This window comes from Pseudomonas sp., from assembly GCF_050739935.1.
GTDB lineage: Bacteria > Pseudomonadota > Gammaproteobacteria > Pseudomonadales > Pseudomonadaceae > Aquipseudomonas.
Window position 1 is genome coordinate 1 of record NZ_JBOICF010000022.1, and the last position, 25,037, is coordinate 25,037.

Annotated in this window: 23 protein-coding genes, 1 tRNA gene and 1 pseudogene; 13 read left to right on the forward strand and 12 right to left on the reverse strand. The window is 59.2% G+C overall.

Annotated features, from left to right (window positions below):
• The first annotated feature begins 412 nt into the window (after positions 1-412).
• Complete coding sequence (rarD, locus tag ACRER8_RS02790; protein ID WP_431744838.1) at positions 413-1,297, forward strand: EamA family transporter RarD; 885 nt, start codon at positions 413-415, stop codon at positions 1,295-1,297.
• Between the two features lie 155 nt (positions 1,298-1,452).
• On the opposite strand, the gene zapE is transcribed toward rarD, so the two are convergent.
• Positions 1,453-2,574, reverse strand: coding sequence for a cell division protein ZapE (gene zapE / locus ACRER8_RS02795; RefSeq protein ID WP_431744839.1), 1,122 nt, complete (start codon positions 2,572-2,574; stop codon positions 1,453-1,455).
• 9 nt (positions 2,575-2,583) lie between these two features.
• Complete coding sequence (locus tag ACRER8_RS02800; protein ID WP_431744966.1) at positions 2,584-3,792, reverse strand: MFS transporter; 1,209 nt, start codon at positions 3,790-3,792, stop codon at positions 2,584-2,586.
• A 314-nt stretch (positions 3,793-4,106) separates the two neighbouring features.
• Between ACRER8_RS02800 and ACRER8_RS02805 the strand changes: the two genes are divergently transcribed.
• The 3 genes and pseudogenes from ACRER8_RS02805 to ACRER8_RS02815 all read left to right on the forward strand — a co-directional run bounded on the left by ACRER8_RS02805 (position 4,107) and on the right by ACRER8_RS02815 (position 7,913).
• Positions 4,107-5,552, forward strand: coding sequence for a SulP family inorganic anion transporter (locus ACRER8_RS02805; protein ID WP_431744840.1), 1,446 nt, complete (start codon positions 4,107-4,109; stop codon positions 5,550-5,552).
• A gap of 564 nt (positions 5,553-6,116) precedes the next feature.
• Positions 6,117-7,055 (forward strand): annotated as a pseudogene (locus tag ACRER8_RS02810) (HAMP domain-containing protein); the annotation flags it as partial.
• A gap of 129 nt (positions 7,056-7,184) precedes the next feature.
• Positions 7,185-7,913, forward strand: coding sequence for a methyl-accepting chemotaxis protein (locus ACRER8_RS02815; protein WP_431744967.1), 729 nt, complete (start codon positions 7,185-7,187; stop codon positions 7,911-7,913).
• 146 nt (positions 7,914-8,059) lie between these two features.
• On the opposite strand, the gene ACRER8_RS02820 is transcribed toward ACRER8_RS02815, so the two are convergent.
• Both ACRER8_RS02820 and ACRER8_RS02825 read right to left on the reverse strand, forming a co-directional pair.
• Entirely contained in the window at positions 8,060-8,620 is a 561-nt protein-coding gene (locus ACRER8_RS02820) for a cysteine hydrolase family protein (RefSeq protein ID WP_431744841.1), read from the reverse strand.
• A 52-nt stretch (positions 8,621-8,672) separates the two neighbouring features.
• The gene (locus ACRER8_RS02825) at positions 8,673-9,596 is read right to left on the reverse strand and encodes a LysR family transcriptional regulator (protein WP_431744842.1); all 924 of its coding nucleotides are present in this window, start codon (positions 9,594-9,596) and stop codon (positions 8,673-8,675) included.
• 118 nt (positions 9,597-9,714) lie between these two features.
• Between ACRER8_RS02825 and ACRER8_RS02830 the strand changes: the two genes are divergently transcribed.
• The 7 genes from ACRER8_RS02830 (at position 9,715) to ACRER8_RS02860 (ending at position 14,937) form a co-directional block, all read left to right on the forward strand.
• A complete protein-coding gene (locus ACRER8_RS02830) occupies positions 9,715-10,464 on the forward strand; it encodes a 3-oxoacyl-ACP reductase family protein (protein ID WP_431744843.1) in 750 nt (249 codons plus the stop codon).
• 166 nt (positions 10,465-10,630) lie between these two features.
• Positions 10,631-10,720 (forward strand) — tRNA-Ser (locus ACRER8_RS02835).
• A 322-nt stretch (positions 10,721-11,042) separates the two neighbouring features.
• A complete protein-coding gene (locus tag ACRER8_RS02840; RefSeq protein WP_431744844.1) occupies positions 11,043-11,522 on the forward strand; it encodes a helix-turn-helix domain-containing protein in 480 nt (159 codons plus the stop codon).
• 266 nt (positions 11,523-11,788) lie between these two features.
• Positions 11,789-12,082 (forward strand): DUF6388 family protein, encoded by a 294-nt coding sequence (locus tag ACRER8_RS02845; RefSeq protein WP_431744845.1) that lies wholly within the window; start codon positions 11,789-11,791, stop codon positions 12,080-12,082.
• Between the two features lie 148 nt (positions 12,083-12,230).
• Entirely contained in the window at positions 12,231-12,920 is a 690-nt protein-coding gene (locus tag ACRER8_RS02850; RefSeq protein WP_431744846.1) for a crotonase/enoyl-CoA hydratase family protein, read from the forward strand.
• A 197-nt stretch (positions 12,921-13,117) separates the two neighbouring features.
• The gene (locus ACRER8_RS02855) at positions 13,118-13,894 is read left to right on the forward strand and encodes a 1-acylglycerol-3-phosphate O-acyltransferase (protein WP_431744847.1); all 777 of its coding nucleotides are present in this window, start codon (positions 13,118-13,120) and stop codon (positions 13,892-13,894) included.
• A gap of 71 nt (positions 13,895-13,965) precedes the next feature.
• Positions 13,966-14,937: a magnesium and cobalt transport protein CorA gene (locus tag ACRER8_RS02860; protein WP_431744848.1), complete on the forward strand. Its 972-nt coding sequence runs from the start codon at positions 13,966-13,968 to the stop codon at positions 14,935-14,937.
• Positions 14,938-15,124: 187 nt separating this feature from the next.
• Here ACRER8_RS02860 and ACRER8_RS02865 read toward each other — a convergent pair whose 3' ends face one another.
• From ACRER8_RS02865 to ACRER8_RS02875, 3 genes are all read right to left on the reverse strand, one after another.
• Positions 15,125-15,847 (reverse strand): amidotransferase, encoded by a 723-nt coding sequence (locus ACRER8_RS02865; RefSeq protein WP_431744849.1) that lies wholly within the window; start codon positions 15,845-15,847, stop codon positions 15,125-15,127.
• Positions 15,848-15,976: 129 nt separating this feature from the next.
• The gene (locus tag ACRER8_RS02870; RefSeq protein WP_431744850.1) at positions 15,977-18,118 is read right to left on the reverse strand and encodes a 3-hydroxyacyl-CoA dehydrogenase NAD-binding domain-containing protein; all 2,142 of its coding nucleotides are present in this window, start codon (positions 18,116-18,118) and stop codon (positions 15,977-15,979) included.
• 210 nt (positions 18,119-18,328) lie between these two features.
• The gene (locus ACRER8_RS02875; RefSeq protein WP_431744851.1) at positions 18,329-19,534 is read right to left on the reverse strand and encodes an acetyl-CoA C-acetyltransferase; all 1,206 of its coding nucleotides are present in this window, start codon (positions 19,532-19,534) and stop codon (positions 18,329-18,331) included.
• Positions 19,535-19,815: 281 nt separating this feature from the next.
• Here ACRER8_RS02875 and ACRER8_RS02880 point away from each other — a divergent pair, with 281 nt between their 5' ends.
• Together ACRER8_RS02880 and ACRER8_RS02885 are read left to right on the forward strand one after the other, a co-directional pair.
• On the forward strand, positions 19,816-20,097 hold the full coding sequence (locus ACRER8_RS02880) for a hypothetical protein (protein ID WP_431744975.1): 282 nt from the start codon (positions 19,816-19,818) through the stop codon (positions 20,095-20,097).
• A 70-nt stretch (positions 20,098-20,167) separates the two neighbouring features.
• Positions 20,168-20,320 carry a hypothetical protein gene (locus ACRER8_RS02885; protein ID WP_431744852.1) on the forward strand — a complete coding sequence of 51 codons (153 nt, stop codon included), beginning with the start codon at positions 20,168-20,170 and terminating at the stop codon, positions 20,318-20,320.
• Between the two features lie 123 nt (positions 20,321-20,443).
• Here the strand turns inward: ACRER8_RS02885 and ACRER8_RS02890 are convergent, their stop codons facing one another.
• From ACRER8_RS02890 to ACRER8_RS02910, 5 genes are all read right to left on the reverse strand, one after another.
• On the reverse strand, positions 20,444-21,268 hold the full coding sequence (locus ACRER8_RS02890; protein WP_431744853.1) for a transglutaminase family protein: 825 nt from the start codon (positions 21,266-21,268) through the stop codon (positions 20,444-20,446).
• On the reverse strand, positions 21,265-22,224 hold the full coding sequence (locus ACRER8_RS02895) for an alpha-E domain-containing protein (RefSeq protein WP_431744854.1): 960 nt from the start codon (positions 22,222-22,224) through the stop codon (positions 21,265-21,267). The genes ACRER8_RS02890 and ACRER8_RS02895 overlap by 4 nt, the downstream gene beginning before the upstream one ends.
• Positions 22,225-22,236: 12 nt before the next feature.
• On the reverse strand, positions 22,237-23,646 hold the full coding sequence (locus ACRER8_RS02900; protein ID WP_431744855.1) for a circularly permuted type 2 ATP-grasp protein: 1,410 nt from the start codon (positions 23,644-23,646) through the stop codon (positions 22,237-22,239).
• 535 nt (positions 23,647-24,181) lie between these two features.
• Entirely contained in the window at positions 24,182-24,520 is a 339-nt protein-coding gene (locus tag ACRER8_RS02905; RefSeq protein ID WP_120125771.1) for a ribonuclease E inhibitor RraB, read from the reverse strand.
• A gap of 240 nt (positions 24,521-24,760) precedes the next feature.
• Entirely contained in the window at positions 24,761-25,009 is a 249-nt protein-coding gene (locus ACRER8_RS02910; RefSeq protein ID WP_431744856.1) for a hypothetical protein, read from the reverse strand.
• Positions 25,010-25,037 lie beyond the last annotated feature (28 nt).

Here is a 25,037-nt window from a genome sequence, read left to right on the forward strand (position 1 = left end):
CGGTTGTGTCGTTCAAAATTTACGTCGCTGACACAACGCTTTCGCCAGCAAGCCGGCTCCTACAGCATCGGCGTATGCGTAATCAGGTTTTCCAGGGCAGCTGCGAATGATCTCGACAAAATTCAGCAGCATGACTTCAATTCCTCACTCACCAGCACATCGCCGTTGACCGTGCCGAAGGTGGTCCGGGACAGGCATTTTCCGCTCAATCAGCAAGCGGTCTCGTTCTGTGCCGAACGTGCATCGTTTACTGCCAGCCGAACTGGTGTTTACCAGAATGCGGGCGAACGCCGCAGGTGGCTTCGGATAGACTGTGCGTCGTTTCCTGCAAGCGGGCCGTCAGAGCCTGACACCGGAAGCCGTCCATATCTTCCAATAAAACCGAAACCTCTTAAAAGAAAAGGGAGCCCCTGTGTACAAGGGTGTTGCGTTATCGGTCATGGCCTCCTGCCTCTTCGCGGTCATGTACTACTACACCTCATTGCTGAAACCATTGAGTGGAGAAGAAATATTCGGTTGGCGCATGCTGCTGACCCTGCCCTGCGTGACGATCTTCATGCTCTCCAGCGGAGACTGGAAGCTGGCCCGCGCTCTGGCCGCGCGTGTTCGCCAGACCCCGGTGTTGCTGGGTCCCATGGCGTTGTCAGCGGCGCTGATTGGCGTGCAGTTGTGGCTGTTTCTTTGGGCGCCGTTGCATGGGCGCAGTCTGGAAGTGTCGCTGGGCTACTTTCTGCTGCCGTTGACGATGATCCTCACCGGTCGCGTGGTCTATGGCGAGCGACTGTCCCGTCTGCAGAAGATCGCCGCCTGCTGTGCGGTGGTGGGTGTGGGCAACGAGCTGCTGCGGCTGGGGAGTTTTTCCTGGGAGACCCTGGTGGTGTGCCTGGGCTATCCGCTCTACTTCATCCTGCGGCGCAAGTTCAAGACCGACAACCTCGGCGGATTGTGGTGGGACATGCTGTTGATCCTGCCGGTGGCGGTATTGTTCATCTGCAAGGGCAACCCGTCGGTGGTCGAACAGTTCCCACGCTTCTATCTGCTGATTCCGATACTGGGTGCGATCAGCGCGTCGGCATTGGTCAGCTACATCCTCGCCAGCCGCCTGTTGGCCTTTAGCGTGTTCGGTCTGTTGAGCTACGTCGAGCCGGTGCTGCTGGTGGGCGTGGCGTTGCTGCTGGGCGAAACCATCGGCCGCGATGAATGGATGACCTACCTGCCGATCTGGCTTGGCGTGATGGTGCTGGTGGGGGAAGGGACCAAGCATGTGTTGGCGCAGAGGCGTCGGATGAATACCTGACGCAGAGGCCTGGTTCACGCCATTGATGAAATGAACCCGGCCCTGTGGGAGCGAATTCATTCGCGATGCGCACACCTGCGTCGGCTGCACCCCTTTTTCACGAATAAATTCGCTCCCCCAGAATTTCTACCGCATGAGAAACAAGATGGCAGACGTCAATGCCCGAACCGCGCCAGCTGCATCTCCTGCAAGCGGCTCAGGGTCCGGCGAAAGGCGAACGCCAGATAACCCTCGGTATACAGCTCTTGCATCGGCATCGCCGCCTCGACATACAACGGCACCTTGCGGTCGTAGCACTCGTCCACCAGTGCAATGAAACGCCGCACGCCATCATCGTAAGGCGACAGCTGCGGCAGCTCACGATCGCCCGCCACCACCTGCTCCACGCCATCCTCAGTGCCCCGGGCGATTCGACCCTCACGCTGCGACGCACTCAGGGCCGGGACTTCGCTCAGCAAGACCGCCTTGTAGCGATCGCACAGCTCGATGAAGTCCATCGCCGCCAACGGCTGTTCGCACAACTCGGCATAGCGACACCAGACCACGCTTTTGCTGCAGCGAACCACCGGCAGATGACGTCGCCCCAGCGGCACTGGCTGAATGGACACTGGCTCGCCACTGCTCAGGCTCTCGAAGACTTCGACCAGCGCGCTCGGCCCCTGCGCCTTGGTCAGCCAATAACGCTGCTGCGCCTGACCGGGATGCAGACGATGATCCTCACCGCCGTCTACCGACACCACTGTCATATAGTGATTGATCGCCGTGATCGCCGGCACGAAACGCTCACGATTGTGCCCCGTGGAATACAACTGCTCAGGCAGCTGATTGGAGGTACAGACCAGCACCACGCCTTCCTCGAACATCGCCCGCAACAGGCCACCAAGGATCACCGCATCGCCGATGTCATTGACGAACAATTCGTCGAAGCACAGCACGCGCACCTCTTGCCCCAACTCGTGAGCCAACACCTGAAGGGGCTTGGCCACACCGGTCAATTGAAACAGACGCTGATGCACCCAGCGCATGAAGTGATGAAAGTGCTGGCGGCGCGCAGGCACCTGCAGCCCTTCGAAGAAACGGTCCATGAGCCAGGTCTTGCCACGCCCGACGGGCCCCCACAGGTACACACCTTTGAGGGCGTTACGCGGTTGGCCGTCACGCAACGCCAGCCAGCATTCCTGCAGCTTATTCGCGGCCTGGCGCTGGGCCTCGTCCGGCTGAAAACCCTGCGTATCGACCGCCTGCTGCCAGGCATCCAGAGGAGACAAAACACTCATCGCAAAACTTCACCGCGTACTGGAAGGTTGATCGTGGCGTCTGGAGTAAGAAGCTCCCAGCAGGTAAAAACAGCCGCCGCCGACGATAAAGGCCGCCAGCATATAGAACATGAAGTGCGCTGGCTGCGATGCCAGGGCAAAACCGCACAACACCGGGCCCAGCGCGCCGCCGAGATTGGACAGGTTCTGCGCGCCGTAATACATGCCGCGCAGGTGAGTCGGAGCGATGCGGTCGATGAACATGTATTCGGCGGGGAACACGATGATTTCGCCCAGGGTGAAGATCGCTACCGCCAATGCCCAGTGCAGCACCGTGGTCGACAGCGCAAAACCGACCACGCCCATCAAAAACAGACTGAAACCCGCTGTCAGCCATTGATTCAGATACCGATGGCTGATGTGTTTGCCGACGAAATATTGCAGGCAGATCACCACTGCGGCGTTGACGGCTACGACGGAACTGATGACCTGGTAGGTAAATTCCGCTGTGCTGGTCGTCACCAGGTACTGCGAGATGTAGGCCGTGAACTGACCGAATACCACGGCGCTCAGCATGCCACCGACCGTGAAGCAGACCAGCCGATAGTCCTTGAGCAAAATGCGCCCCACCGCGAGGAACGATACCGGTACGTTGGCCGGGTCGGCGGAGCTGAGCTTGCGGTCACCGCAAATCCCGTAAACCACGAAAAAGCCCAATCCCAGCGCCGCAGACACGAGGAACGGTAGCTTCATGTTCCAGTGCGCCAGCCCAGCGCCAATGAACGGGCCGACCGCGTAGCCGATGTTGATCAGGGTATAGCGCACCGAGAACACCCTGCTCTGCTCGGCCACCGGCAACAGTTTGCCGAACGCGGCCTTGACCACGATATCGATCACCGAATAGGCGAAGTTGAACGACACCAGAAACAGGAAAAACAGCCACAGCCTGCCGGTCACGCACATGCCGACGAACCCGATGAAGAAGAAACCGGTGAAGCACAGGATCAGTTTGTAGCTGGACATTTTGTCGGTCAGATAACCGCCGTACAGGCTCAGCAGCGATCCCACCATCAAGGCACTGCCGACGATCATGCCGATCTCGCTGATGCCCAGAGTGAAGTTGGACGACAGATAGATCACCAGATACGGCAAGGTAATCGCCCTGCCCAGCGTCAGAAACAGCGACGACGCAAGCAGGAGATTGACTGAAGCAGGGTAATGTCTGAGGGCGGCGAGCATCCGTGTTCTGTCCTTGGTGATGGGCAGTGGTTCGTTCAAGCCAAACATCGTTACACAATGGTGGTTGACTGGACACTGAGATAAATTCATTTGGCGGATTACTCTGGAACCCACAGACAATACCTCACCCTGGGAGCGAATTCATTCGCGAAGCGGCGGTACATCCGACACCAATTTGTCGGATGAAAAACCGCATCGCGAATGAACTTGCTCCACATGTCGTCATTCGACCCAATATCTCGGCCTGGCTGGCCCGTTTGCCACACATTCCGTAACATCCCCACCCTTTGCGTTTTCCTCCTTTCAGGTACCCCATGAAACCCGCTCGTCTGCGTGCTGATGTCCTTGCCGGACTCACCTCCTCCTTCGCCCTGGTGCCCGAGTGCATCGCGTTCGCCCTCGTCGCGCACCTCAACCCGCTGATGGGCCTGTACGGCGCGTTCATCATCTGCACCCTGACCGCGCTGTTCGGCGGTCGGCCGGGTATGGTTTCCGGGGCTGCGGGATCAATGGCCGTGGTCATCGTCGCGCTGGTGGTGCAACACGGCGTGCAGTACCTGCTGGCGACGGTGCTGCTGGGCGGGTTGGTGATGATCGCGTTCGGCCTGTTGCGCCTGGGCAAGCTGGTGCGCATGGTGCCGTACCCGGTGATGCTCGGCTTCGTCAACGGCCTGGCCATCGTCATCGCCATGGCTCAGCTCGAACACTTCAAGAGCGGCGAAACCTGGCTCAGCGGCACGCCGCTTTACTTGATGCTCGGGCTGGTGGTACTGACCATGGCCGTGGTCTATCTGCTGCCACGCCTGACCCGCGCGGTACCGCCGGCCTTGGTCGCGATCCTGGGCGTCGGCGCGCTGGTGTACTTCTTAGACCTGCCGACCCGTACCCTTGGCGACATGGCCCATATCGCCGGCGGCTTGCCGAACGCCGCGCTGCCAGACATACCGTGGAATCTGGACACGCTGCGCATCATCGCCCCATATGCCATATTGATGGCCCTGGTGGGCCTGCTGGAAACCCTGTTGACCCTCAACCTGACCGACGAGATCACCGAAAGTCGTGGCTATCCGGATCGCGAATGCGTGGCCTTGGGCGTAGCGAACATCGCTTCCGGCATCTGCGGTGGCATGGGCGGTTGCGCCATGATCGGGCAGACCGTGATCAATCTCAGCTCCGGCGGCCGTGGTCGGCTGTCGGGGATCGTGGCCGGGGTGATGATTCTGATGTTCGTGCTGTTCCTCTCACCGCTGATCGAGCGCATCCCGCTGGCGGCACTGGTCGGAGTGATGTTCGTGGTATCCCAGCAAACCTTCGCCTGGGCCTCGCTGCGTGTGCTGCGAAAGGTGCCGCTGAACGATGTGCTGGCGATCATCGCGGTCACTGTCGTCACCGTGCTCACAGACCTGGCGACCGCGGTGCTGTTCGGCATCCTCATCGCAGCCCTCAATTTTGCCTGGCAACAGGCGCGCGAGCTGTATGCCGACAGCCATATCGAAACCGACGGCAGCAAGTTGTACCACCTGCATGGCACCCTGTTCTTCGCCTCCACCACACCGTTTCTCGATCAGTTCGATTATCAGGATGATCCGCAGCACGTGACGCTCGACTGCCAGCATCTGCGCTTCGTCGACTACTCGGCGATTGCCGCGCTGAAAACCCTGCGCGAGCGCTATCAGAAGGCCGGGAAACATCTGCGGGTGGTGCATCTGTCCGAGCGCTGCAAGAAACTGCTGAAACGTGCCGGGGTGCACCACGCGTAAGGTAGATTGGAACGCAGATCGCTGTGAAAGCGGACTCACTCATGATGCGGTTTCATGACACCTATGTGCCGGACGTACCGTTGCCTCGCGACTGAATGCGCATTCACAGATGAACGGCGTTCGCAGGGCACCTGCGTCAGGCGAATGGCAATATTCAGGGCGTGAACTGCGGCCATTCGCCACTTTTTCGCGCGCCCGAAGAAAAATTGTTCCAAAACTACACATTTTTTGTACACAACTTTCAGCCGGGACAGAGCTATACCGATCCGCCGAACGGCTTGGCCCCATACGTTTTAAGGTCCGCAACCCTCTTCCGCCGTCGCAACCTGACCACTCGATCAACCCAGTGGCCCACTTATTGCTCTTCGCAAGTGAGCGGCACTGTTCCATCGTGGTTGTGCGCTCGTATTTGCGGAGTTTTCTATGCCTGTCTGGCGAAAAAGTATTCAGTGGCAATTGACATTGAGCATGGGCGCCGCGCTGGTGATCAGCAGCCTGATCGTCATCGGTATCTACGCCTTTGCGCTTAACAAACTCACCGACCGTTATCTGCTGCAGCAAGCCATGCCCGCCAGCGTCGAAGCCATTCGCAACGACCTCGAACGCCTGCTGGCCGCGCCTCTGACAGCCGCCACGGACATCGCCGACAACACACTGGTATCCGACTGGCTGGGCAACGGCGAAGATCCGGCGCAACAGCCATCCTTCATCCGCTATCTGGCCAGGATCAAGGAGCAGCACAACGCGCTGACCACCTTCATCGTCGCCAAGGACAGCGGCCATTACATCACCAACAAAGGCGCGGACCGCACCTTGCAACGCGGCCCGGCGGAGAACAGCTGGTTCTACGGGTTTCTCGACAGCAACAAACAGCGCTCGCTGGACATCGACATCGATGCCACGACCAAGGTGCCGACGCTGTTCATTAACCAGCGCATCGAGCACAACGGCAGCGTGGTCGGCGTGGCGGGTCTGGGCTTCAGCATGAGCGCCCTGTCGCAGATGGTTCGCGACTTTCATTTCGGCAAGGAAGGCCAGGTGTATCTGGTCAGCCCCGACGGCAGGATCAAGGTTCATCCCAACGCAGATTTCAATGATCACGAATCGCTGAACCAACTGGTGGGCGATGCTGCGGCTGGCACCTTGCTGAGCCAGGGCGGGAACGGGCAGGCACTGGAGTTCGAGCGCAATGGTCTGGCGTATGTGGCCGTGGCCAAGCCGGTTGAGTCGCTGGGCTGGACGCTGGTCAGCGAAGTGCCACTGGCGGAGGTTTATGGCCCGGCGAAAGAGGCATTGACGACGATTTCGGCGATCAGTCTGGCGGTGGTGCTGTGCTTCCTGGGCTTCGTTGCCTGGATCGCCCGGGGCATCGTGCGACCGATCCAGCAAGTGACCACGGCATTGGTCGACATCGGTGGCGGCCAGGGTGATCTGACTCGCCGTCTGGATGACAGCCGCGCCAACGAGCTGGGCGATCTGGCGCGTGGCTTCAATCGCTTCATCGAGAGCCTGCGCCTGTTGATCGGCGATGTGCTCAAGACCAGCGAGCAATTGCGCCACAGCGTGGTGGACGTTGCGCGTGTCGTCGACAGCACGTCGAGTCGCGCGCTCAAGCAGCAACATATGACCGATATGGTCGCCACTGCCGTTCATGAGATGGGCCTGACGGTGCAGGAAATTGCCCGCAACGCCGGCGCCGCAGCGGACGTGTCGCGTAATACTCGCGAGGAAGCGGTGTCAGCCAAGAAAGTCGTCGGCGAATCCATCGGCCACATTCAGGGCATGTCCGACGGCGTCGGCACCGCAGCGGTCGCGGTGGAAAACCTCGCTACGCAGATTTCCACCATCGATCAGGTGCTCAGTGTGATTCGCAGCATCTCCGAGCAGACCAACCTGCTGGCCTTGAACGCGGCCATCGAAGCGGCTCGTGCGGGTGAGATGGGGCGGGGCTTCGCGGTGGTGGCCGATGAGGTGCGCACGCTGGCCGGTCGTACGCAGAGCGCCACCTCGGAAATCCAGCAAATGATGGGCGAGCTGAAAAGCGGTGCCGATCAGGCCGTGACGTCGATGCGCGCCGGTCAGGCCGCGACTGGCACAGGGGTGGAAGCCAGCCGGCGTACGGGCGATTCGCTGGACGCGATCGCCGGGCATGTCGAGGAGCTCACCGACCGCAACCATCAAGTCGCCGCCGCCACCGAAGAGCAGAGCACCGTGACCGAGGAGATCAACCGCAACGTACAAGGGATCGCCGATCTGGCTCAGTCCACGGCCAGCGACGTCAAAGCCTGTTTAGAGGACTGCCAGAAGTTGTCGGAAAAGGCCGAACACCTTGCAGCACAGATGGCCCGGTTCAGATTGTAAGACAGGTTCTTGCAGTCTGCCGGGATGTCACGTGCACTCGCTATTCACGGTAGGAGCCGGTTTGCTGGGGAACTGGGCGTGTCGGTCAACTCATTCGCCACTGACCCACCGCATTCGCCAGCAAGCCGGGGACGAGGGTCAGTGCCTTAGGTGATCGACTGCAAAATCTCCTGCGTCGCCAGCACCTGCGCATACTCCCCGTGCAGGTTGGCCAGCGACATGGCATGAATGTCCTCGGCGCTGCGCGGATGACCGAAAAAATCCGCGCCGTCGAAGGTGTAACAGGCGTCGTGGGGCACGATCACCTCAAACCCCAGATTGCCGCCGGTACGGGCCGTGGATTCGACGGAGTTATTTGTCACCACGCCAACGATCACCAGTTGGTTGATCCCGTCCGCCCGCAACCATCCCTCCAGCGCCGAATGGCAGAACGCATCCGGCACCTGTTTGTGCAACTCCCCTTCCCCGTCCCATGGCAGAAACGCGGGCTGGAATTCGACCCCTGATTGCCCGGGCCAGAACACCGAATCCGGCGACCGGGAAAAATGCCGGACATGAATCACCGTGCGTCCGGTGTCGCGCCAGGCCGCGAGCAACGCAAGCATTCGCTGCTCGGCGTCGGGATTGTTGCGCCGCCCCAGTCGTGGATGATTGATGCCTTGTTGCATGTCGATGATGACCAGCGCGGCCTTGCGGTGTATGTCCATAAATTCGCTTGTCGTGATGAATATGTGATTTGCAGAAACGCATGTCGATCAATCAAATCGCGCTGAAATGCCGCGCCAGCTGCTGCTCGGCAAACTGTTCGATCACGAAATCGACGAAGGCACGTGTCTTGCCGGGCAGCAATTTGTGCTCACTGTAGTAGATGCTGATATTGCCGTCTTCCACATACCAATCCGGCAACACGCGCTGCAATGCGCCACTGCGCAGATACGGCAAGGCAAAGGGCATACTCACCAGTGCCACGCCCAGCCCCTGCGTCGCGGCCCGGCACGCGGCCTCGGAATCGCTCATGGTCATGCGCACTTTCAGGCGCAACGTACTTTGCTCCTGATGGCGATGGGTCAGCGGCCAGGAGCGGATTCGCCCGGTCTGCGGCGAGCGGATCAGAATGCCATCGTACTCGCTCAAGTCTTCCGGATGCCCAAAGGCCGGTTGCGCCTGCAGCCATTCGGGGGAAGCGACGAGCACACGATGCGCCGGTGCCAGTTTGCGTGCGACGACGCCTTGAGGCAGATCGAACCCGCCCCCAATCGCAGCATCGAATCCCTGCCCGATCAAGTCGACCTGCCGGTTATCGAAGTGCCAGTCCGGGATGATCGCCGGATACCGTCGTAGAAACTCGCCCAGCAGTGGCACCACATAAAGGCAGCCGAAAATCGTGCCCACGCTGACTTTCAAGGTGCCCGCCGGGCTGCCCTGTGCGCTCGCGAGATTGGCCACCGCGTTCTGGATGGTGTCGAGACTGGCACGCACCTCGCCGAAAAATCGTTGCCCGGCTTCCGTCAAGGTCAGCCGCCGCGTGCTGCGCTGGAACAGCCGAACGCCCAGCCGTGCCTCCAGCTTGGCCACGCTCTTGCCCACGGCGGCTGGCGTCAGGCTCAAACGTCTCGCGGCTTCGGCAAAGCTGCCCACCTCGGCACTGCGGACGAAACATTCGATGCTCGTGAAGTTTTCCATCGCACTCATTCACAACTTTTGGTTTACACAGACTATATCGATTACCCGCTACCGAGAACCTAATCGGCAGCCGATACTGTCGCCATCCACTCACTGCTAATGGTTACAGGAGATCAACATGACTCACCCAACCAACCTCATCGGCAAAACAGCACTGGTTCAAGGCGGCTCCCGCGGTATCGGCGCAGCCATCGTCAAACGTCTGGCCGAACAAGGCGCCGCGGTCGCGTTCACCTTCGTCAGCTCCGAAGAAAAAGCGCGTGAATTGCAGAACAGCATCACCGCAAGCGGCGGCAAAGCCCTGGCAATCAAGGCCGACAGCGCCAGCGAGCAAGACATTCGCGACGCGGCGGCCAAAACCGTCGAAGCCTTCGGCGGCCTCGACATTCTGGTCAATAACGCGGGCGTGCTGGCTATCGCCGCGCTTGAAGAGTTCAGCCTGGAAGACTTCGACAGAACCCTGGCCATCAACGTGCGCAGCGTGTTCATCGCCAGCCAGGAAGCGGCGCGCCATATGAAGGAAGGTGGTCGCATCATCAACATCGGCAGCACCAACGCCGACCGCATGCCGTTCGCCGGTGGCGGTGTTTACGCCATGAGCCAATCGGCACTGGTCGGGCTGACCAAAGGCCTGGCCCGCGACCTCGGACCGCGCGGCATCACCATCAACAACGTGCAACCGGGTCCGGTCGACACGGACATGAACCCTGCCAACGGCGACTTCGCCCAAGTGATGCTGGGCCTGATGGCAGTGCCCCGCTACGGTCGGTCCGAAGAAATCGCCGCAATGGTCGCCTACTTGGCAGGGCCTGAAGCGGGCTACGTCACCGGTGCGAGCCTGACCATCGACGGTGGCTTCGGCGCCTGATCCCTCTCCCTCTTAACTGCACCACAGAGCCCCGGACTTCACAGCAAAGCCGGGGCTTGCCGCTTTTCGGCTTAAGCGCATGAAAATTCTGAAAAAAAGTTTTGCCTTCGCAAGAACTTTCGACTACATTAGCGCGCCTCGACAGACTGAACGTCTGAAGAGATACGGTGAAGTGTCCGAGTGGCTTAAGGAGCACGCCTGGAAAGTGTGTATACAGGAAACTGTATCGAGAGTTCGAATCTCTCCTTCACCGCCAAATTCGATGTAAACGAAACCCCCGAGATTCCTTGAGAATCCGGGGGTTTTTCGTTTTTGGCTGCGCATAACGCCAAAAGCATACTGAATGCCGGATCACGCCACGATGCCTGGCGGTCGAACTCGTTTACTTTCCGCAGAACATCAGAAAGCCGCTCATACAGCCAATCGACCAGCTACTGTCTAATGCGTTGCTATATTCATTCGGAGTAACGAGCAAGCACGAGGCTAGTTCTACGCTAGTCACCCAGCCCGTATTCCAGCCCCCATTGCGCGCTCGACCCAGACGAATAACCGAGCGCGGATCTCGCAGGAGTAGGTTGATGAACGGTATTGGCAAACGCCTGAAACAGGAAAGGAAACGCTTGAAGCTCACGCAAAGTGCCCTGGGTGCCATAGGGGGCGTGGAGGCAAATGCTCAAGGTCATTATGAAAGTGGACAGCGCTTGCCCAGGGCCGATTATCTGTTTCGAATCGCGGCAGCCGGGGTGGACATCGGGCGTGTGGTGACGGGCATCGATTCGAGCAATCGGGTGGAAGTGCCGATGCTGCCATCGCTGGGGCAGCTCGAGGACGATCGCGACAGCGCCGAAAGTGTGGTGAAGATCATCGGTCAGTTGCGTCAGAGTCTTTGGGTGACCGCCAACGCGCTGTGCGAAGTCACGAGGCTGATCGACTCCAAGGAGCAGCAGAACAACGCTGACCATGTCGAGGACCACCTGCGGGTTCTGCAAGGTGACGCCGATATGTTCGTAGCGCTGGCCCTGGCCAAGGTGCAGAAAGCCAGTCACGAGGCCCACTGAGCCTGGAGTCCGACGCTGGCAGTCGCTTCCTCCGATGGCAGCCTTGCGCCACACAGGCAGGGCCGCAATAACAGGGTCGCAGAACGTGTACAAAGGAAGGGCTTGCCAAATGGCGGGCCCTCTTCATTTCCCCCCACCAGACTTTCAGCACGACGGACGGCCCATCTTCGTCTGGCATGAGTTGCACACATCCCGCACAATCGGGCCTCACGTCAACATCCTTACATTACAAAACGTCAGCTCGACCCACAGGAGATCTACCTCACATGAATAAAGAAGAATGGATCGAAGCTGCCCTGCCGAAGTACATCGTGACCAACCCGACGTTGCAGGACGAGATTCAGGGCCTCAGCCCAAAAGATCAGCAGGATCAGACCCTCTGGGCATTCGAAGACGAAGCCGAAGCCCTGGAGATGGAAACCTGGGAGCTGGCCCTGAAATTCAGCGGCAAATCCGAAGAAGAAAAAAAGGCGCTGTACATGGCTGTGCATAAGGAAGCGGCAGAAGCCCTTGGCATGGATTGGGATGAGTACTGCGAACTGAACGCTGTCGAGCAATAACCCTCGTTTCTCTCCCTCCTTCGGGCCGCACCCTTGACTGTCCTGCACGCGGCCCGAAACCTTGACCCGTCGGTCATCCTTTACGCTTTACCTTGCCCGTTGGGGTGAGTAACGTCTGCGCCATCTCAAAACAACAAGGACTCGTCCCATGAGTGATTTGGTCGCGTATCAGCTGGACGACGGCGTCGCCACCCTGACCCTGAGCAACGGCAAGGTCAACGCCATCAGCAACGAAGTGGTCGCTGCCTTCAATACCGCGCTGGACCAGGCGGAAAAGGACCGTGCAGTTGTGATCATCACCGGCCAGCCGGGCATTCTCTCCGGCGGCTATGACCTGAAAATCATGACTTCAAGCCCCGAAGCCGCTATGGATCTGGTCGCAGCAGGCTCGACACTGGCGCGACGCATGCTGTCGCACCCCTTCCCCATCGTCGTTGCGTGCAGCGGCCATGCCGTGGCGAAAGGCGCGTTTCTGCTCCTGTCGGCCGACTACCGCATCGGTGTCGAAGGCCCGTTCAGCATTGGTCTGAATGAAGTGCAGATCGGCATGACCATGCACAACGCCGGTATCGAACTGGCCCGTGATCGTCTGAGCAAAAGCGCGTTTGGCCGCTCTGTGATCAATGGCGAGATGTACGATCCCAACGGCGCGCTGCAGGCCGGGTTCCTCGACAAGATCGTCACCCCGGAAGAACTCACCGACGCCGCGCGCACCGTGGCCTTGCAATTGAAGAAGATCAACATGAAGGCGCACAAGCAGACCAAGTTGAAAGTGCGCAAAGAGTTTTTGCAGACGCTGGACAAGGCAATCGAGCTGGATCGCCAGCATCAGTTCTGACGCCTTGCTTGCCATAAACAACGCTGCAACCTGTGGGAGTGAGCAAGCTCACTTCCCACAGTGTCAGCTGCGCCGCTCAAGCCTCGCTTCTGAAACATTCGCTTAAATTCGGCAAATACCACCCGTCTGTCCGGTAATTGCCGATTCAAGTGCACATCCGTACACTGCGCCACCTTTTTGTTATCAGAGTGGTCCGCATGCTGTTTGTCCTGCGTATGTTACTGATGGGGGTGCATTTTATTGTCGCTGGGGCTTTCGGGCTGGTGCTTGGTATCTGTCGCCCGTTCAACCCCGACAACAGCCGTTTGTGCGCCCGCCTATATGCGCTGCCTGCGATGTGGATTATGCGTCTGCGCCTCCAAGCCCAGATGGGCACGCACTTCGCCAGGTCGCGCCCGTGCGTGATCGTTGCCAACCATCAGTCCAATTACGATTTGTTCGTCCTCGGCAACATCGTGCCTCCACGCACCGTCTGTATCGGCAAGAAGACCCTCAAGTGGGTGCCTTTCTTCGGTCAGCTGTTCTGGCTGGCGGGGAATGTGCTGATCGATCGCGGTAACCCGCTGCGGGCACGTCTTTCCATTCGGCAAACCACCGAGACGCTGAGGCACAAGGACACCTCGATCTGGGTCTTCCCTGAAGGCACGCGCAATCTGGGCAAGGGTCTATTGCCGTTCAAGCGCGGCGCTTTCCAGATGGCTATCGAAGCAGGTGTGCCGATCGTGCCGGTATGCGTGAGCACCTATGTCCGCGACATGCGTCTGAATGAGTGGGACAGCGGGCAGGTGATGATTCGTTCGCTGCCAGCGATCTGCACCGCGGGCATGACCAGCGACGATATTCCTGACCTCATTGCCCTCTGCCACGGCCAGATGCAAGCCTGCATCGAACAGATGGATGCCCAATTGCACACCACGGCGGCGTCAGACCAAACCGCCGCTGAACAGCTTGTACAAAACCCTCGAACTCGTTGAAATCCGCCCACTCTGAAACAGAGACCGCGCTAAGCTGCGCAGGTCCCTCCTGACAGAAGAAGCAGATTGCCATGGGCCGAGTTGTCGCTGCAGCCGTTTACAGTGCCGGAAAGAAAGTCACCGATATCACCCTCGATGAAGGGGCTGCCTGGGCCGCCAAACCCGGGCATTTCGTCTGGATTGGCCTGGAGCAGCCCAGCGCCCAGGAGCTGGCCTCCCTGCAAAAGCAATTCGGTCTGCATGAACTGGCCATCGAAGATGCGCTGGAAATCCACAGCCGCCCCAAGCTTGAGACCTTCGGCGATGCCCTGTTCATCGTCACCTACGCGCCGATTCGTGAAAACGGCAAACTGGTCTTCATCGAAACGCATATTTTCGCCGGCAAGGGCTACATCATCACCTCGCGCAACGGGGATTCGAAGTCTTACGGGCTTGTCCGCCAACGCTGCGAGGCGCGGCCTTTGCTGCTGGAGCACGGGGAAGACTTCGTGCTGTACGCATTGCTGGATTTCGTCACCGAAAACTACCAGCCGGTCACTGAAGCCATTCACTGCGAGCTTGAAGAATTGGAGCACAGCGTCCTGAGCACCGAACTCAATGAAGCCGACATCCACCGAATCCACAGCCTGCGTCGCGACCTGCTGCGCTTGCGGCGTTACGTGGCACCGATGGTAGAGATTGGTGAGGAACTGCAGAAGCTTAGCTTCCCGTTCATCGACAAGAACATGCGCCCGTACTTCCGTGACGTGGAAATCCACGTGAAGCGGCAGATGGAGGACCTGGCCAACCTGCGCGACATTGCCAGTCAGACGATTGAAATCGGCTTGCTGCTGGAGTCCTCGCGACAAAGCCTGACCCAACGCAAATTCGCCGCCTGGGCCGCGATCCTGGCGTTTCCGACAGCAATTGCCGGGATCTACGGGATGAACTTTCAGAACATGCCGGAGCTGAGCTGGCATTACGGCTACTTTGCCGTGCTGGGGGTGATCGTGGGCGGATGTGGTGTGCTGTTCGCCAGCTTCAAACGGTCGGGTTGGTTGTAAACCTCACACCGCCTCTGTAGCAACACGGCTTCGCGCCGGTGGCGTCCTCACAACCGCCACCGCTGATACACCGCAATCATTGTCAGGAACCGGCTTGCTGGCGAACCCGGTGGATAGGTCGACATCGCGGTCGTCTGATTCGACGCGTTCGCCAGCAAGCCGGCTCTATAGGGGCCAAACTTTAGTGTCAGGCCACCTCTGGCTTGTTCGCTACAAACCGCATCATCCATTCGGCCACTGTTGTGCCATGGTGCTCCTCTTCCAGGCTGGCGATGCCCTTGCTGTATACCTGCTCCCCCAGCGCCTGCTGGCGAATGTCGAGCAAGGTGCGCGAATAATCGTGGATGAACTCGGGATGACCCTGGAAGCACAGGACCTGATCGTTGATGTGATAGGCAGCGAACTGGCAGAACTCGCTGGATGCAATCACCGTCGCGCCTTCCGGCAAGGCCGTCACCTGATCCTGGTGGCTGATCAGCAGCGTCAGCTTGTCCATCGCTGGGGTCATCCACGGTTTGGCCGGTGCCAGGTTGTAGTGGTGAATGCCGACGCCCCAGCCCTGGATCGCCCGCTCAGTCTTGCCGCCCAGCAACAACGCCAGCAATTGATGGCCGAAGCACACCCCCAGCAACTTGTCGCCTCGCTCGTAACGCTGGAGCAGGTAGGTCTTTAAGGTTTGAATCCACGGATCGGTGCCGAAGGAGTCAGCCTTGGAGCCGGTGATCAGGTACGCATCGAAACGCTCATCATCGGGCGGATAATTGCCCTGCATGACGTTGTAGACCACGAACTCGGCGGCAATGGGCTGGCGGGAGAACAACGTTTCGAACATCCGCCCATAACCATTGTATTGATCGACCAATTCCGGGCGAAGGACGTCGGTTTCCAGAATGCAGATGCGTAACGACATAAAAATACCTGAAGCGACAAGGCGAAGATGCACACGCCCAAGCCTGCCTTGAAGCCTGAATCATGGCAAGGGCCGTTTATGCCGAGCTTTCGCTACCGATACCCCGTCTTCAGCGCAGCACGCGACGGGTCAGAACCGCTTGCCATTGAGTGCCTTGTCCAGCAGCAGCGCCGGTGGCTCGAACCGTTCACCATAGTGCTGCGCCAGGTACTTGGCGCGGGTGATGAAATCCTTGAGCCCGTACTGATTGATGAATTGCAGTGCCCCGCCCGTCCACGCCGGAAAGCCGATGCCGAAGATCGAGCCGATATTGGCGTCGGCGGTCGAGCGCAGCACGCCCTCTTCAACGCAGCGTACGGTTTCGATCGCCTGAATGAACAGCAGCCGGTCGCGAATCTCTTGCCCTGCAAGCTGCGCCCCGGGCTTTTCGAAACGCGCCTTGAGCTCTGGCCACAAACGCTTCGGCGCGCCTTCCGGGTAATCGTAGAAACCGCCTCCGGCCGCCTTGCCTGCGCGGTTGTATTCGTTGAGCAGCAGATCGATCACCGCCGTGGCGGGATGCTCGATGACCGTTTCGCCCTGCTCTGTCAGGTCCTTGCGTGCCTGCTGACGAATGTGGCTCATCAGGCTCAGCGACACTTCATCCGACACCGCAAGCGGCCCCACCGGCATTCCGGCCTTGCGCGCTTCGGTCTCGATCATCACTGCCGAAACGCCCTCGCCGAGCATCGCGATCCCTTCATTGGTGAAAGTCGCGAACACCCGCGAGGTGAAAAAACCACGGGCGTCGTTGACCACGATCGGCGTCTTGTTGATCTGCTGCACGAAGTCGAACGCGCGGGCCAGGGTCATGTCGTTGGTGCGCGCGCCTTTGATGATTTCCACCAGGCGCATCTTGTCCACCGGGCTGAAGAAATGCATACCGACGAAGCGCTCCTGCCGACTGATCGCCGCAGCCAGCCCGGTGATCGGCAGGGTCGAGGTATTGGATGCGATCACCGCATAGGGCACGACCACTTGCTCGGCGGCGGAGCTGACCTGAGCCTTGAGTTCACGGTCCTCGAACACCGCTTCGATGATCAGATCGCAACCTTCCAGATCGCTGTCACGGCCGGTGGTCTTGATCCGCCCCAGAACGGCGTCGCGCTGTTCGGGCTTGATGCGGCCGTTGGCGACCTGTTTGTCCAGCAGCCTGACAGAGTACTCCTTGCCCTTTTGCGCGGTCGCGAGATTGACGTCCTTGAGCACCACATCGACTCCGGCCATCGCCGTGACATAAGCAATGCCGCCGCCCATCATCCCCGCGCCGAGAATACCGACCTTGCGCATGTGATAAACCGGCGGCGCCTTGGGCCGCGAATCGCCACCATTGAGTTCGTTGAGCTGAAACCAAGTGCCGATCATGTTCTTGGCGATCTGGCCGGTGGTGAGTTCGGTGAAATACCGCGCCTCGATTTTCTCGGCGGTGTGGAAATCCACCTGCGCGCCCTCGACCGCTGCCGCGAGGATTTTCTCTGGTGCGGGGTAACAGCCTTGGGTCTTGCTGCGCAGCATCGACGGGGCGATCGCCAGCATCTGCGCGACTTTTGGATTGGACGGTGAGCCACCCGGAATCTGAAAACCCGGCTGATCCCAGGCCTTGTGTGGCGACGGGTTGGCCAGAATCCATTCGCGGGCCTTGGTCAGCAGATCATCAGCATCGCTGGCGAATTGATCGACCAAGCCTGCCTTGAGGGCCTGTTGCGCGTTCAGAATCCTGCCTTCCATGAGCAACGGCAGGGCCTTTTCCAGCCCCAGCATGCGCACTAGCCGCACCGTGCCGCCACCGCCTGGCAGCAAACCCAGGGTGACCTCGGGCAAGCCTAGACGCACATGTTTTTCATCAAGGGTGATGCGCTGATGACAGGCCAGACACAGTTCCCAGCCACCTCCCAGTGCCGCGCCATTGATAGCGGCGACCACTGGCTTGCCCAAAGTCTCGAGCGCGCGAAGCTGTGCCTTGAGGTCGAGGGTCATCTGGTAAAACCACTGGGCACGGGACGGGTCGACCTGCACCAGCTCATTCAGATCGCCGCCTGCAAAGAACGTTTTTTTCGCCGAACGAATGATCACGCCGACAATGCTGTCCTTGTCCGCCTGCAAGCGATCGAGGGTCTGCGCCATCGCTTGGCGATACACGGCGTTCATTGTGTTGGCCTGCTGGCCGGGCATGTCGAGGGTCAGCGTGAGTATCTGATCCGGGCCGATTTCGTAGTGGATGGCGTCAGTCATGCGGTCGTTCTTCCTGAAACTGTTTTTATATGTGAAAGGTGTGCAGTGCCTGGCGTCGTCGTCCGGCGCTGCCTGCGACAAGCACGCCCCTGTGGGAGGGAATTCATTCGCAAGGGGCCGTAAAGCCGAGGCCTCTGTGCTGCTCATACGATTTTCGCGAATGAATTCGCTCCCACAGGCTCAGCGTTCGACAGATCATCGCGCCGAACATCAAACCCGCTCGATAATCGTCGCAATCCCCATCCCTGCGCCGACGCACAAGGTCGCCAGGCCATAACGCAGCTGCCGCGCTTCAAGCTCGTCGAGCAAAGTGCCGAGGATCATGCAGCCGGTAGCGCCGAGTGGATGGCCCAAGGCAATCGAGCCGCCGTTGACGTTGACCTTTTCCGGGTCGACAGCCATGTCCTTGATGAACTTGAGCACCACCGAGGCGAAGGCTTCGTTGACCTCGAACAGATCGATATCCTCAATCTTCAACCCCGCACGGGCCAGCGCCTTGCGAGTGGCGGGAGCAGGCCCTGTGAGCATGATCGTCGGATCGGTGCTGGTCACGGCGGTCGCGACGATGCGTGCACGGGGACGCAAACCCAGTTCCTGACCTTTTTGCCCAGAACCCACCAGCATCAACGCCGCGCCATCAACGATGCCCGAACTGTTGCCAGGTGTATGCACATGTTCGATACGCTCGACATGGCTGAAAACCCGCAGCGCCGTCGCGTCGTAGCCCATCTGGCCGATGGTCTGGAAACTGGGCTTGAGGTTACCCAGACCCTGCAGCGTCGAATCGCCACGAATGAACTCATCATGGTCCAGCAACAACAGGCCGTTCTGATCCCTTACCGGAATCAGCGAGCGATTGAAGGCGCCATTCTCCCGGGCGCGGGCAGCTTTTTGCTGGGATTGCAGGGCAAACCTGTCAACGTCATCGCGACTGAAACCTTCAATCGTCGCGATCAGGTCGGCACCAATGCCTTGCGGAGTGAAGTGGGTATGCAGGTTGGTCAGCGGGTCGAGCACCCAGGCGCCGCCGTCGCTGCCCATCGGCATCCGCGACATCGACTCCACACCGCCGACCACCACCAGATCCTCGAACCCGGAGCGGATTTTCATCGCACCCAGATTGACCGCCTCAAGGCCCGAGGCGCAGAAGCGGTTAATCTGGACCCCCGCCACGCTGATGGCCCAGTCAGCGACCAATGCGGCAGTCTTGGCGATGTCGGCGCCTTGATCGCCGATCGGCGTCACGCAACCCAAAACGATGTCCTCGACCTGAGCCGTGTCCAGATGGTTGCGCAGCTGCAATTCTTTCAATAGCCCCGCAACCAGATTCACCGGTTTGACGCTGTACAGCGCGCCGTCGGCCTTGCCCTTGCCTCGGGGTGTACGTAGTGCATCGAAAATAAACGCCTCGGTCATCGTATCCCTCGCTGGCCTGTAGATATTTTTATTTTGCGAACAGCACATCCGTCACCCAGATGGTTTCAATGAGCAAGCTGCTCAATGCGCTGACCGTGATGGAGACTAGCTTGTTGTAAGAAGTTTCGGACTCGGACGAATGGTAGTGAGCTATCGGACTCTCCACGATTCAGTCAAACGTGTCTAGCAAGCGAGTGTTTCGTGCTAGCCAAAGGCCTTATCACCATTTCTCCTAACCAAATCGAATTGTTCATAGCGAAGCGATCTAAGCCACGCGGCACGTGGGCTCTAAGGTTAGGTCTGTAGCAGAGGCGCAACACAAAAAAGATTCTTACAGCGCCGCCGTCACCGATCGATTGTCGGGACACCTGCTCTTTGGATTTCACCTCTGCCAGCTGCCGCTTCCTTTTTCCGTGAAGCAGGTGAGCTTTTGTTGCTTAGGAATAACAAGAAAAGGCCATTACGCCATGTTCAAACATTCGAAAGTACGTCAAGCCGGGCTGATTGTTTTCGCCACCACACTTCTGCTGATTCTGCCGAACCTGACCCGCTTGTTCGGCTGAGCCAGTGCATTCGCGCTTGCGCCAGAGCGTATTTGTGTCCACTTCTTTCCATCAAAGGATAGGGAGTTGAGTGCATGCGTCAGTGGTTGCAGTCTTCGCACTGATGCGCGTCAACGGGCTTGGGAATAACGTGATGAATGCGGGCCGCAGCATCATCAACGGCGGAGCCTGCGATCAGTTGCACAAGGTGCTTTATCACATGACCGCCGATCTGGTGAGGTAACGGCCTGACGGCAAGTCAGGCAGCGCCAGGGCATCTAAACGAACGCTTTTTTCTGCAGCAGCATGCTTGCGAGCGGTGGCGATTTTGAGAACGCCACCGTCGCAAGCCATGTTGCTACTGGGCTTATGACTGCCGCTGCACCTGCATCTGCACCACCGGCGTCACGGGTGCCGAAGGCGACACCACTACCTTGGCGTGCATCTGCTCACAGCCACCGCCACGGCGCATCCCGCGCACCGGGCAGGTGTCGAGGTAATCCAGACCCACCGCCAGTTTCAAATGCCGCTGGGGAATCGCCAATTGGTTGGTAACGTCGAAGCTGTACCAGGCGTCGTCAATCCATGCCTCTGCCCAAGCGTGGCTGGCCAGGTGTTCGCTGGTGTCGCTGTAGAGGTAGCCCGACACGTAACGCGCCGGCACACCAAGACTGCGCGCACAGGCCAGGAACGCGTGGGTGTGATCCTGACAGACCCCTGCCCCATTGGCGAACGCCTGAGCAGCGCTGGTATCGACCGCGCTCGAACCCGGGGTGTAAACGATGCGCTGATTCAGCGCCTGCATCAGATCGATCAATGCGTTGCGATCGGTGCGCTTCTTCGTCTCTTCGGCGGCAAAGGCACGAATCGCATCATCGGCTTCGGTCAGGCGAGTGAAGCGCAGGAACGGCAGCGAGGACTGACTTTCATGCTCGGCCTCACGCTTCTCATCGATTTCCACCTGTCCACGCGCACCGATGACGATGGCCTCATGGGGCTCGTCCATGGTCAGCACGTGCAGGATATTGCCGAACGGATCGAGCTGCGCACGCACCGGCCGCGGCAGCGACAGTTGCCAGCTGAGCACCTGCTGGCGCTCGCTATCATGTGGGGTCAGACGCAAATACTGGATGCTGGCGCGGACCTGATCGTCGTAATGATAGGTGGTCTCGTGGCTAATCGAGAGTCTCATGCCGCCTCCAGATAAGAAGTGTGAATAACGTTACCGAGTTGGGCCAGCAGCGGAATGAATTCGTTCAACCATTCATGCAGGCCTTCGCCGAGGATTTCGTCGATGCCGGTGTAACGCAGGCGGGCATCGAGTTCGGCCGCCAGCCGCTGCGCCGGACGCCCATTGGCGCCGGGAAGACTGGCCAGAATCATGTCCAGTTCCTCAAGGCAGGCGCGTAATGAGCGTGGGATATCGGCGCGCAACAGCAACAGTTCGGCGACCTGGCGCGCACCCGGCGCATCGCGATAGACCTCAGTGTAGGCCTCGAACGACGACAGCGCGCGCAGCAAGGCGCTCCACTGGTAGTAACCGGCCGCGGAGCTATCTGCCGCCGCGTTGGCCAAAGGCCCGCGCAATTCGAGCATCTCGTAACGCGCATCGAGCATGCGCAAGGTGTTGTCGGCGCGTTCGATGAAGGTCCCCAGACGAATGAAGCGGAATGCGTCGTTGCGCATGATGGTGCCGTAGGTCGCGCCACGAAACAGGTGGGAACGCTCCTTGACCCACTCGCAGAACCGGCTCATGCCGTAGCGGCTGAGGCCCTGTTCAGCGATGCCGCGAATTTCCAGATAGGTTGCGTTGATGTTTTCCCACATGTCCGCCGTAATGCGTCCGCGCACCGCATGGGCGCTGGCCCGCGCGGCAGCCAGACAGCTGAAAATACTGGCCGGGTTGGCGGCGTCCAGAGCGAAGAAATGCAGCAAGCGCTCGGCGTGCAATTCGCCGTGGCGCTCCAGATAATCATCCAGGGTTCCGGTAATCAGCAGTGGCATGGCGATTTCGTTGAGGCCATCCCCGCGCCCGTCCTGAGGCATCAATGACAACGAGTAACTGACGTCCAGCATCCGCGCGAGGTTTTCCGCCCGCTCCAGGTACCGTGACATCCAATATAAATCCGAGGCAGTTCTACTTAGCATTGGCAGGCATCCTTAATCCTCGACCACCCAGGTGTCCTTGGTTCCGCCACCCTGCGACGAGTTCACCACCAGCGACCCCTCGCGCAATGCAACGCGGGTCAATCCGCCAGGAACGACGCGGGTTTCGCGGCCAGACAGCACGAAGGGGCGCAGGTCGATGTGTCGCGGGGCGATGCCGTTCTCGACGAAAGTCGGGCAGGTCGACAGGGACAAGGTGGGTTGAGCGATGTAGGCGTGTGGCTTGGCTTTGAGTCGCGCACGAAAGGCCTCGATTTCAGCAGCGGTGGCCGCCGGACCGACCAGCATCCCGTAGCCGCCGGAGCCCTGAGTCTCCTTGACCACCAGATCACCGAGGTTGGCCAGAACGTGAGACAGCTCCTCAGGCTTGCGGCACTGCCAGGTCGGTACGTTTTTCAGGATCGGCTCTTCGTCGAGGTAGAAGCCGATCATGTCGGTCACGAACGGATACACCGATTTGTCGTCGGCGACGCCGGTGCCGATGGCATTGGCCAATACCACATTGCCCGAGCGATAGGCCGATAGAAGTCCCGGTACGCCAAGCATCGATTCGGGGTTGAACGCCAGGGGATCGAGAAATGCGTCATCGAGCCGCCGATAAATGACGTCGACCGCTTTCGGGCCGTCCGTGGTGCGCATGAACACGCGGTCGTCGCGCACGAACAGGTCGGCACCCTCGACCAGTTCGACACCCATTTCTCGAGCCAGAAACGCATGCTCGAAAAAGGCACTGTTGAAACGACCCGGCGTCAGCACCACGACGCTGGGGTCATCCAGCGGGCTTGAGCTTTTCAGGGTATCGAGCAACAGATTCGGATAATGATCGACGGGGGCGATGCGTTGCGCGGCGAACAATTCGGGGAACAGGCGCATCATCATCTTGCGGTCTTCGAGCATGTAGCTCACGCCGCTGGGCGTGCGCAGGTTGTCTTCGAGGACGTAATAGGTCCCGTCGCCATCGCGCACCAGGTCAACACCGGAAATATGGGAATAAAGGTCACGGTGGAGAGTCAGGCCTTGCATCGCCAACTGGTACTGTTCGTTGGCCAGGACCTGCTCGGCGGGGATGATTCCAGCCTTGATGATGCGTTGATCGTGATAGAGGTCGGCGAGGAACATGTTCAGCGCCTTGACGCGCTGGATGCAACCGCGCTCGACCACGCGCCATTCACTGGCGGGGATGCTGCGCGGAATTGTGTCGAAAGGGATCAGGCGCTCAGTTCCCTGCTCGTCGCCGTACAACGTGAAAGTAATCCCGGCGCGATGAAACAAAAGATCGGCCTCACGCCGACGCTGAGCCAGTAACTCAGCTGGCGCTTCGCCCAGCCAGCGGGCGAATTCCCGATAATGCGGACGGACAGCCCCGTCCACATCGTACATCTCATCATAAAAGGTGCGGATCATGCCGTACTCCTTGTCACCATGGACCCAAGGGCCTTCGCAAGGCCCGTGCCAGCGGCATAAACGCTTTGAAATCAAATCGTTAAAGAAAGCGACAGACAGCCCCGCACCATTCCTGTGCAAGATGCGCCCTCACCCGTTCTTACCCGCTTCAAAGAGAAGCGTCCTACTGCTCAGAAATCTATTGGCAGCATAGTCAGACTTGATTTCCTGACAGGACATTGTTTCAAGATAATGGCGACATTGACGCAGACAAGCTCACCCTGGACTGTCAGAGCGAACTTCTGCAACACCGGACTTCTTCAAGAAATTCCCTTTAGGCCGCTCAAATCGAGCGGCCTTTTTTTGCCCTGTTTTTGCCGGGGGACTAGTCGGCTAGCACAACGCAGAGGGTCGTTGATCCAGCGCACAGAGCCGCGCTTGCAACTGTGGGAGCAAATTCATTCGCGAGAGATTGGCACAGCCGATACATCTTCATCGCCTGTATCCATGTCTCGCGAATGAATTCGCTCCCACAGTTGTAGGTGCAATTCGCAAACTAGTGAAGCCGCTTGATTTCCTGCTTCACCCCCCAACCCTCGACCTCGCCATCCAGTCCCAGAATTGCGGTCTGGAAATCTTGTTCGAAGTCACCAATTCCGTCGTAAGTCGCGTACATTAATTTGCTCAACTGCAGGTGCCACGCGCCGTCCTCTCGGGCGTTAATCTGGGTATTGAGAGATTCACCGCGAAACTTTTCCGCTGCCTGACGCGCCCGCTCCTCGTCCGGGAAGACTGCGTAGAACTCGATGGGATGGATACGTGCGAAATCGAAACCGCCTTCTTTCATGCGGCGCAGTACATGACTGCTGATGTCTTCCTGGTAGGTCGTGCTCATGAAACGTCCTCCTATGCAACGATAGATAGAGTTTCAACTATCCCGAAACGCCCTCTAGTCGAGAGGGGTCAAGCGACAGATCATCTGCCGCCTGGGACTCAAGCATGTCGCTGAGAAGGCTGGTGCTGCTTTACAAATCAGGCATCTATACGCGAGCTGGCTCGGATAGATGCTTCACCGGCCTGCCTTGGAGACTACGCCCATTACTGGCGCGTTGCCAATTGGCAAATCGCGTCGATCTCACAGGCGTTGCTCCGATGCTTCCACGATGGAAATGATCCGTACCGCGTTTTGTTCTTTCAATATTTCGGCTGTGGGCGCATTTGATCGACCGTCCAGATCATTCAGATCGAGCTCATTGACGACCGGGAACAGAATCGGGCGCAGATGCTGCGCGGCCTCCTCCTCACTGGGACGGTGCTCGAGTTCAAGATTGTGGGTCTGCTGCACGCCATCTTTATCCTGAAACGAAATAGTCCAGACTTTCATCAATGTCTCCTCAGTCAGGCCGCACGCC

Bases quoted from the DNA above. Each gene is read 5' to 3' on its own strand.
- ACRER8_RS02865 (WP_431744849.1), bottom strand. From the start codon at position 15,847: ATGTCGTTACGCATCTGCATTCTGGAAACCGACGTCCTTCGCCCGGAA.
- ACRER8_RS02850 (WP_431744846.1), top strand. From the start codon at position 12,231: ATGAGTGATTTGGTCGCGTATCAGCTGGACGACGGCGTCGCCACCCTG.
- ACRER8_RS02875 (WP_431744851.1), bottom strand. From the start codon at position 19,534: ATGACCGAGGCGTTTATTTTCGATGCACTACGTACACCCCGAGGCAAG.
- ACRER8_RS02840 (WP_431744844.1), top strand. From the start codon at position 11,043: ATGAACGGTATTGGCAAACGCCTGAAACAGGAAAGGAAACGCTTGAAG.
- ACRER8_RS02830 (WP_431744843.1), top strand. From the start codon at position 9,715: ATGACTCACCCAACCAACCTCATCGGCAAAACAGCACTGGTTCAAGGC.
- ACRER8_RS02860 (WP_431744848.1), top strand. From the start codon at position 13,966: ATGGGCCGAGTTGTCGCTGCAGCCGTTTACAGTGCCGGAAAGAAAGTC.
- ACRER8_RS02805 (WP_431744840.1), top strand. From the start codon at position 4,107: ATGAAACCCGCTCGTCTGCGTGCTGATGTCCTTGCCGGACTCACCTCC.
- ACRER8_RS02890 (WP_431744853.1), bottom strand. From the start codon at position 21,268: ATGAGACTCTCGATTAGCCACGAGACCACCTATCATTACGACGATCAG.
- ACRER8_RS02855 (WP_431744847.1), top strand. From the start codon at position 13,118: ATGCTGTTTGTCCTGCGTATGTTACTGATGGGGGTGCATTTTATTGTC.
- ACRER8_RS02900 (WP_431744855.1), bottom strand. From the start codon at position 23,646: ATGATCCGCACCTTTTATGATGAGATGTACGATGTGGACGGGGCTGTC.
- ACRER8_RS02910 (WP_431744856.1), bottom strand. From the start codon at position 25,009: ATGAAAGTCTGGACTATTTCGTTTCAGGATAAAGATGGCGTGCAGCAG.
- ACRER8_RS02825 (WP_431744842.1), bottom strand. From the start codon at position 9,596: ATGGAAAACTTCACGAGCATCGAATGTTTCGTCCGCAGTGCCGAGGTG.
- ACRER8_RS02895 (WP_431744854.1), bottom strand. From the start codon at position 22,224: ATGCTAAGTAGAACTGCCTCGGATTTATATTGGATGTCACGGTACCTG.
- ACRER8_RS02800 (WP_431744966.1), bottom strand. From the start codon at position 3,792: ATGCTCGCCGCCCTCAGACATTACCCTGCTTCAGTCAATCTCCTGCTT.
- zapE (WP_431744839.1), bottom strand. From the start codon at position 2,574: ATGAGTGTTTTGTCTCCTCTGGATGCCTGGCAGCAGGCGGTCGATACG.
- ACRER8_RS02870 (WP_431744850.1), bottom strand. From the start codon at position 18,118: ATGACTGACGCCATCCACTACGAAATCGGCCCGGATCAGATACTCACG.
- ACRER8_RS02845 (WP_431744845.1), top strand. From the start codon at position 11,789: ATGAATAAAGAAGAATGGATCGAAGCTGCCCTGCCGAAGTACATCGTG.
- ACRER8_RS02815 (WP_431744967.1), top strand. From the start codon at position 7,185: ATGGTCGCCACTGCCGTTCATGAGATGGGCCTGACGGTGCAGGAAATT.
- ACRER8_RS02820 (WP_431744841.1), bottom strand. From the start codon at position 8,620: ATGGACATACACCGCAAGGCCGCGCTGGTCATCATCGACATGCAACAA.
- ACRER8_RS02905 (WP_120125771.1), bottom strand. From the start codon at position 24,520: ATGAGCACGACCTACCAGGAAGACATCAGCAGTCATGTACTGCGCCGC.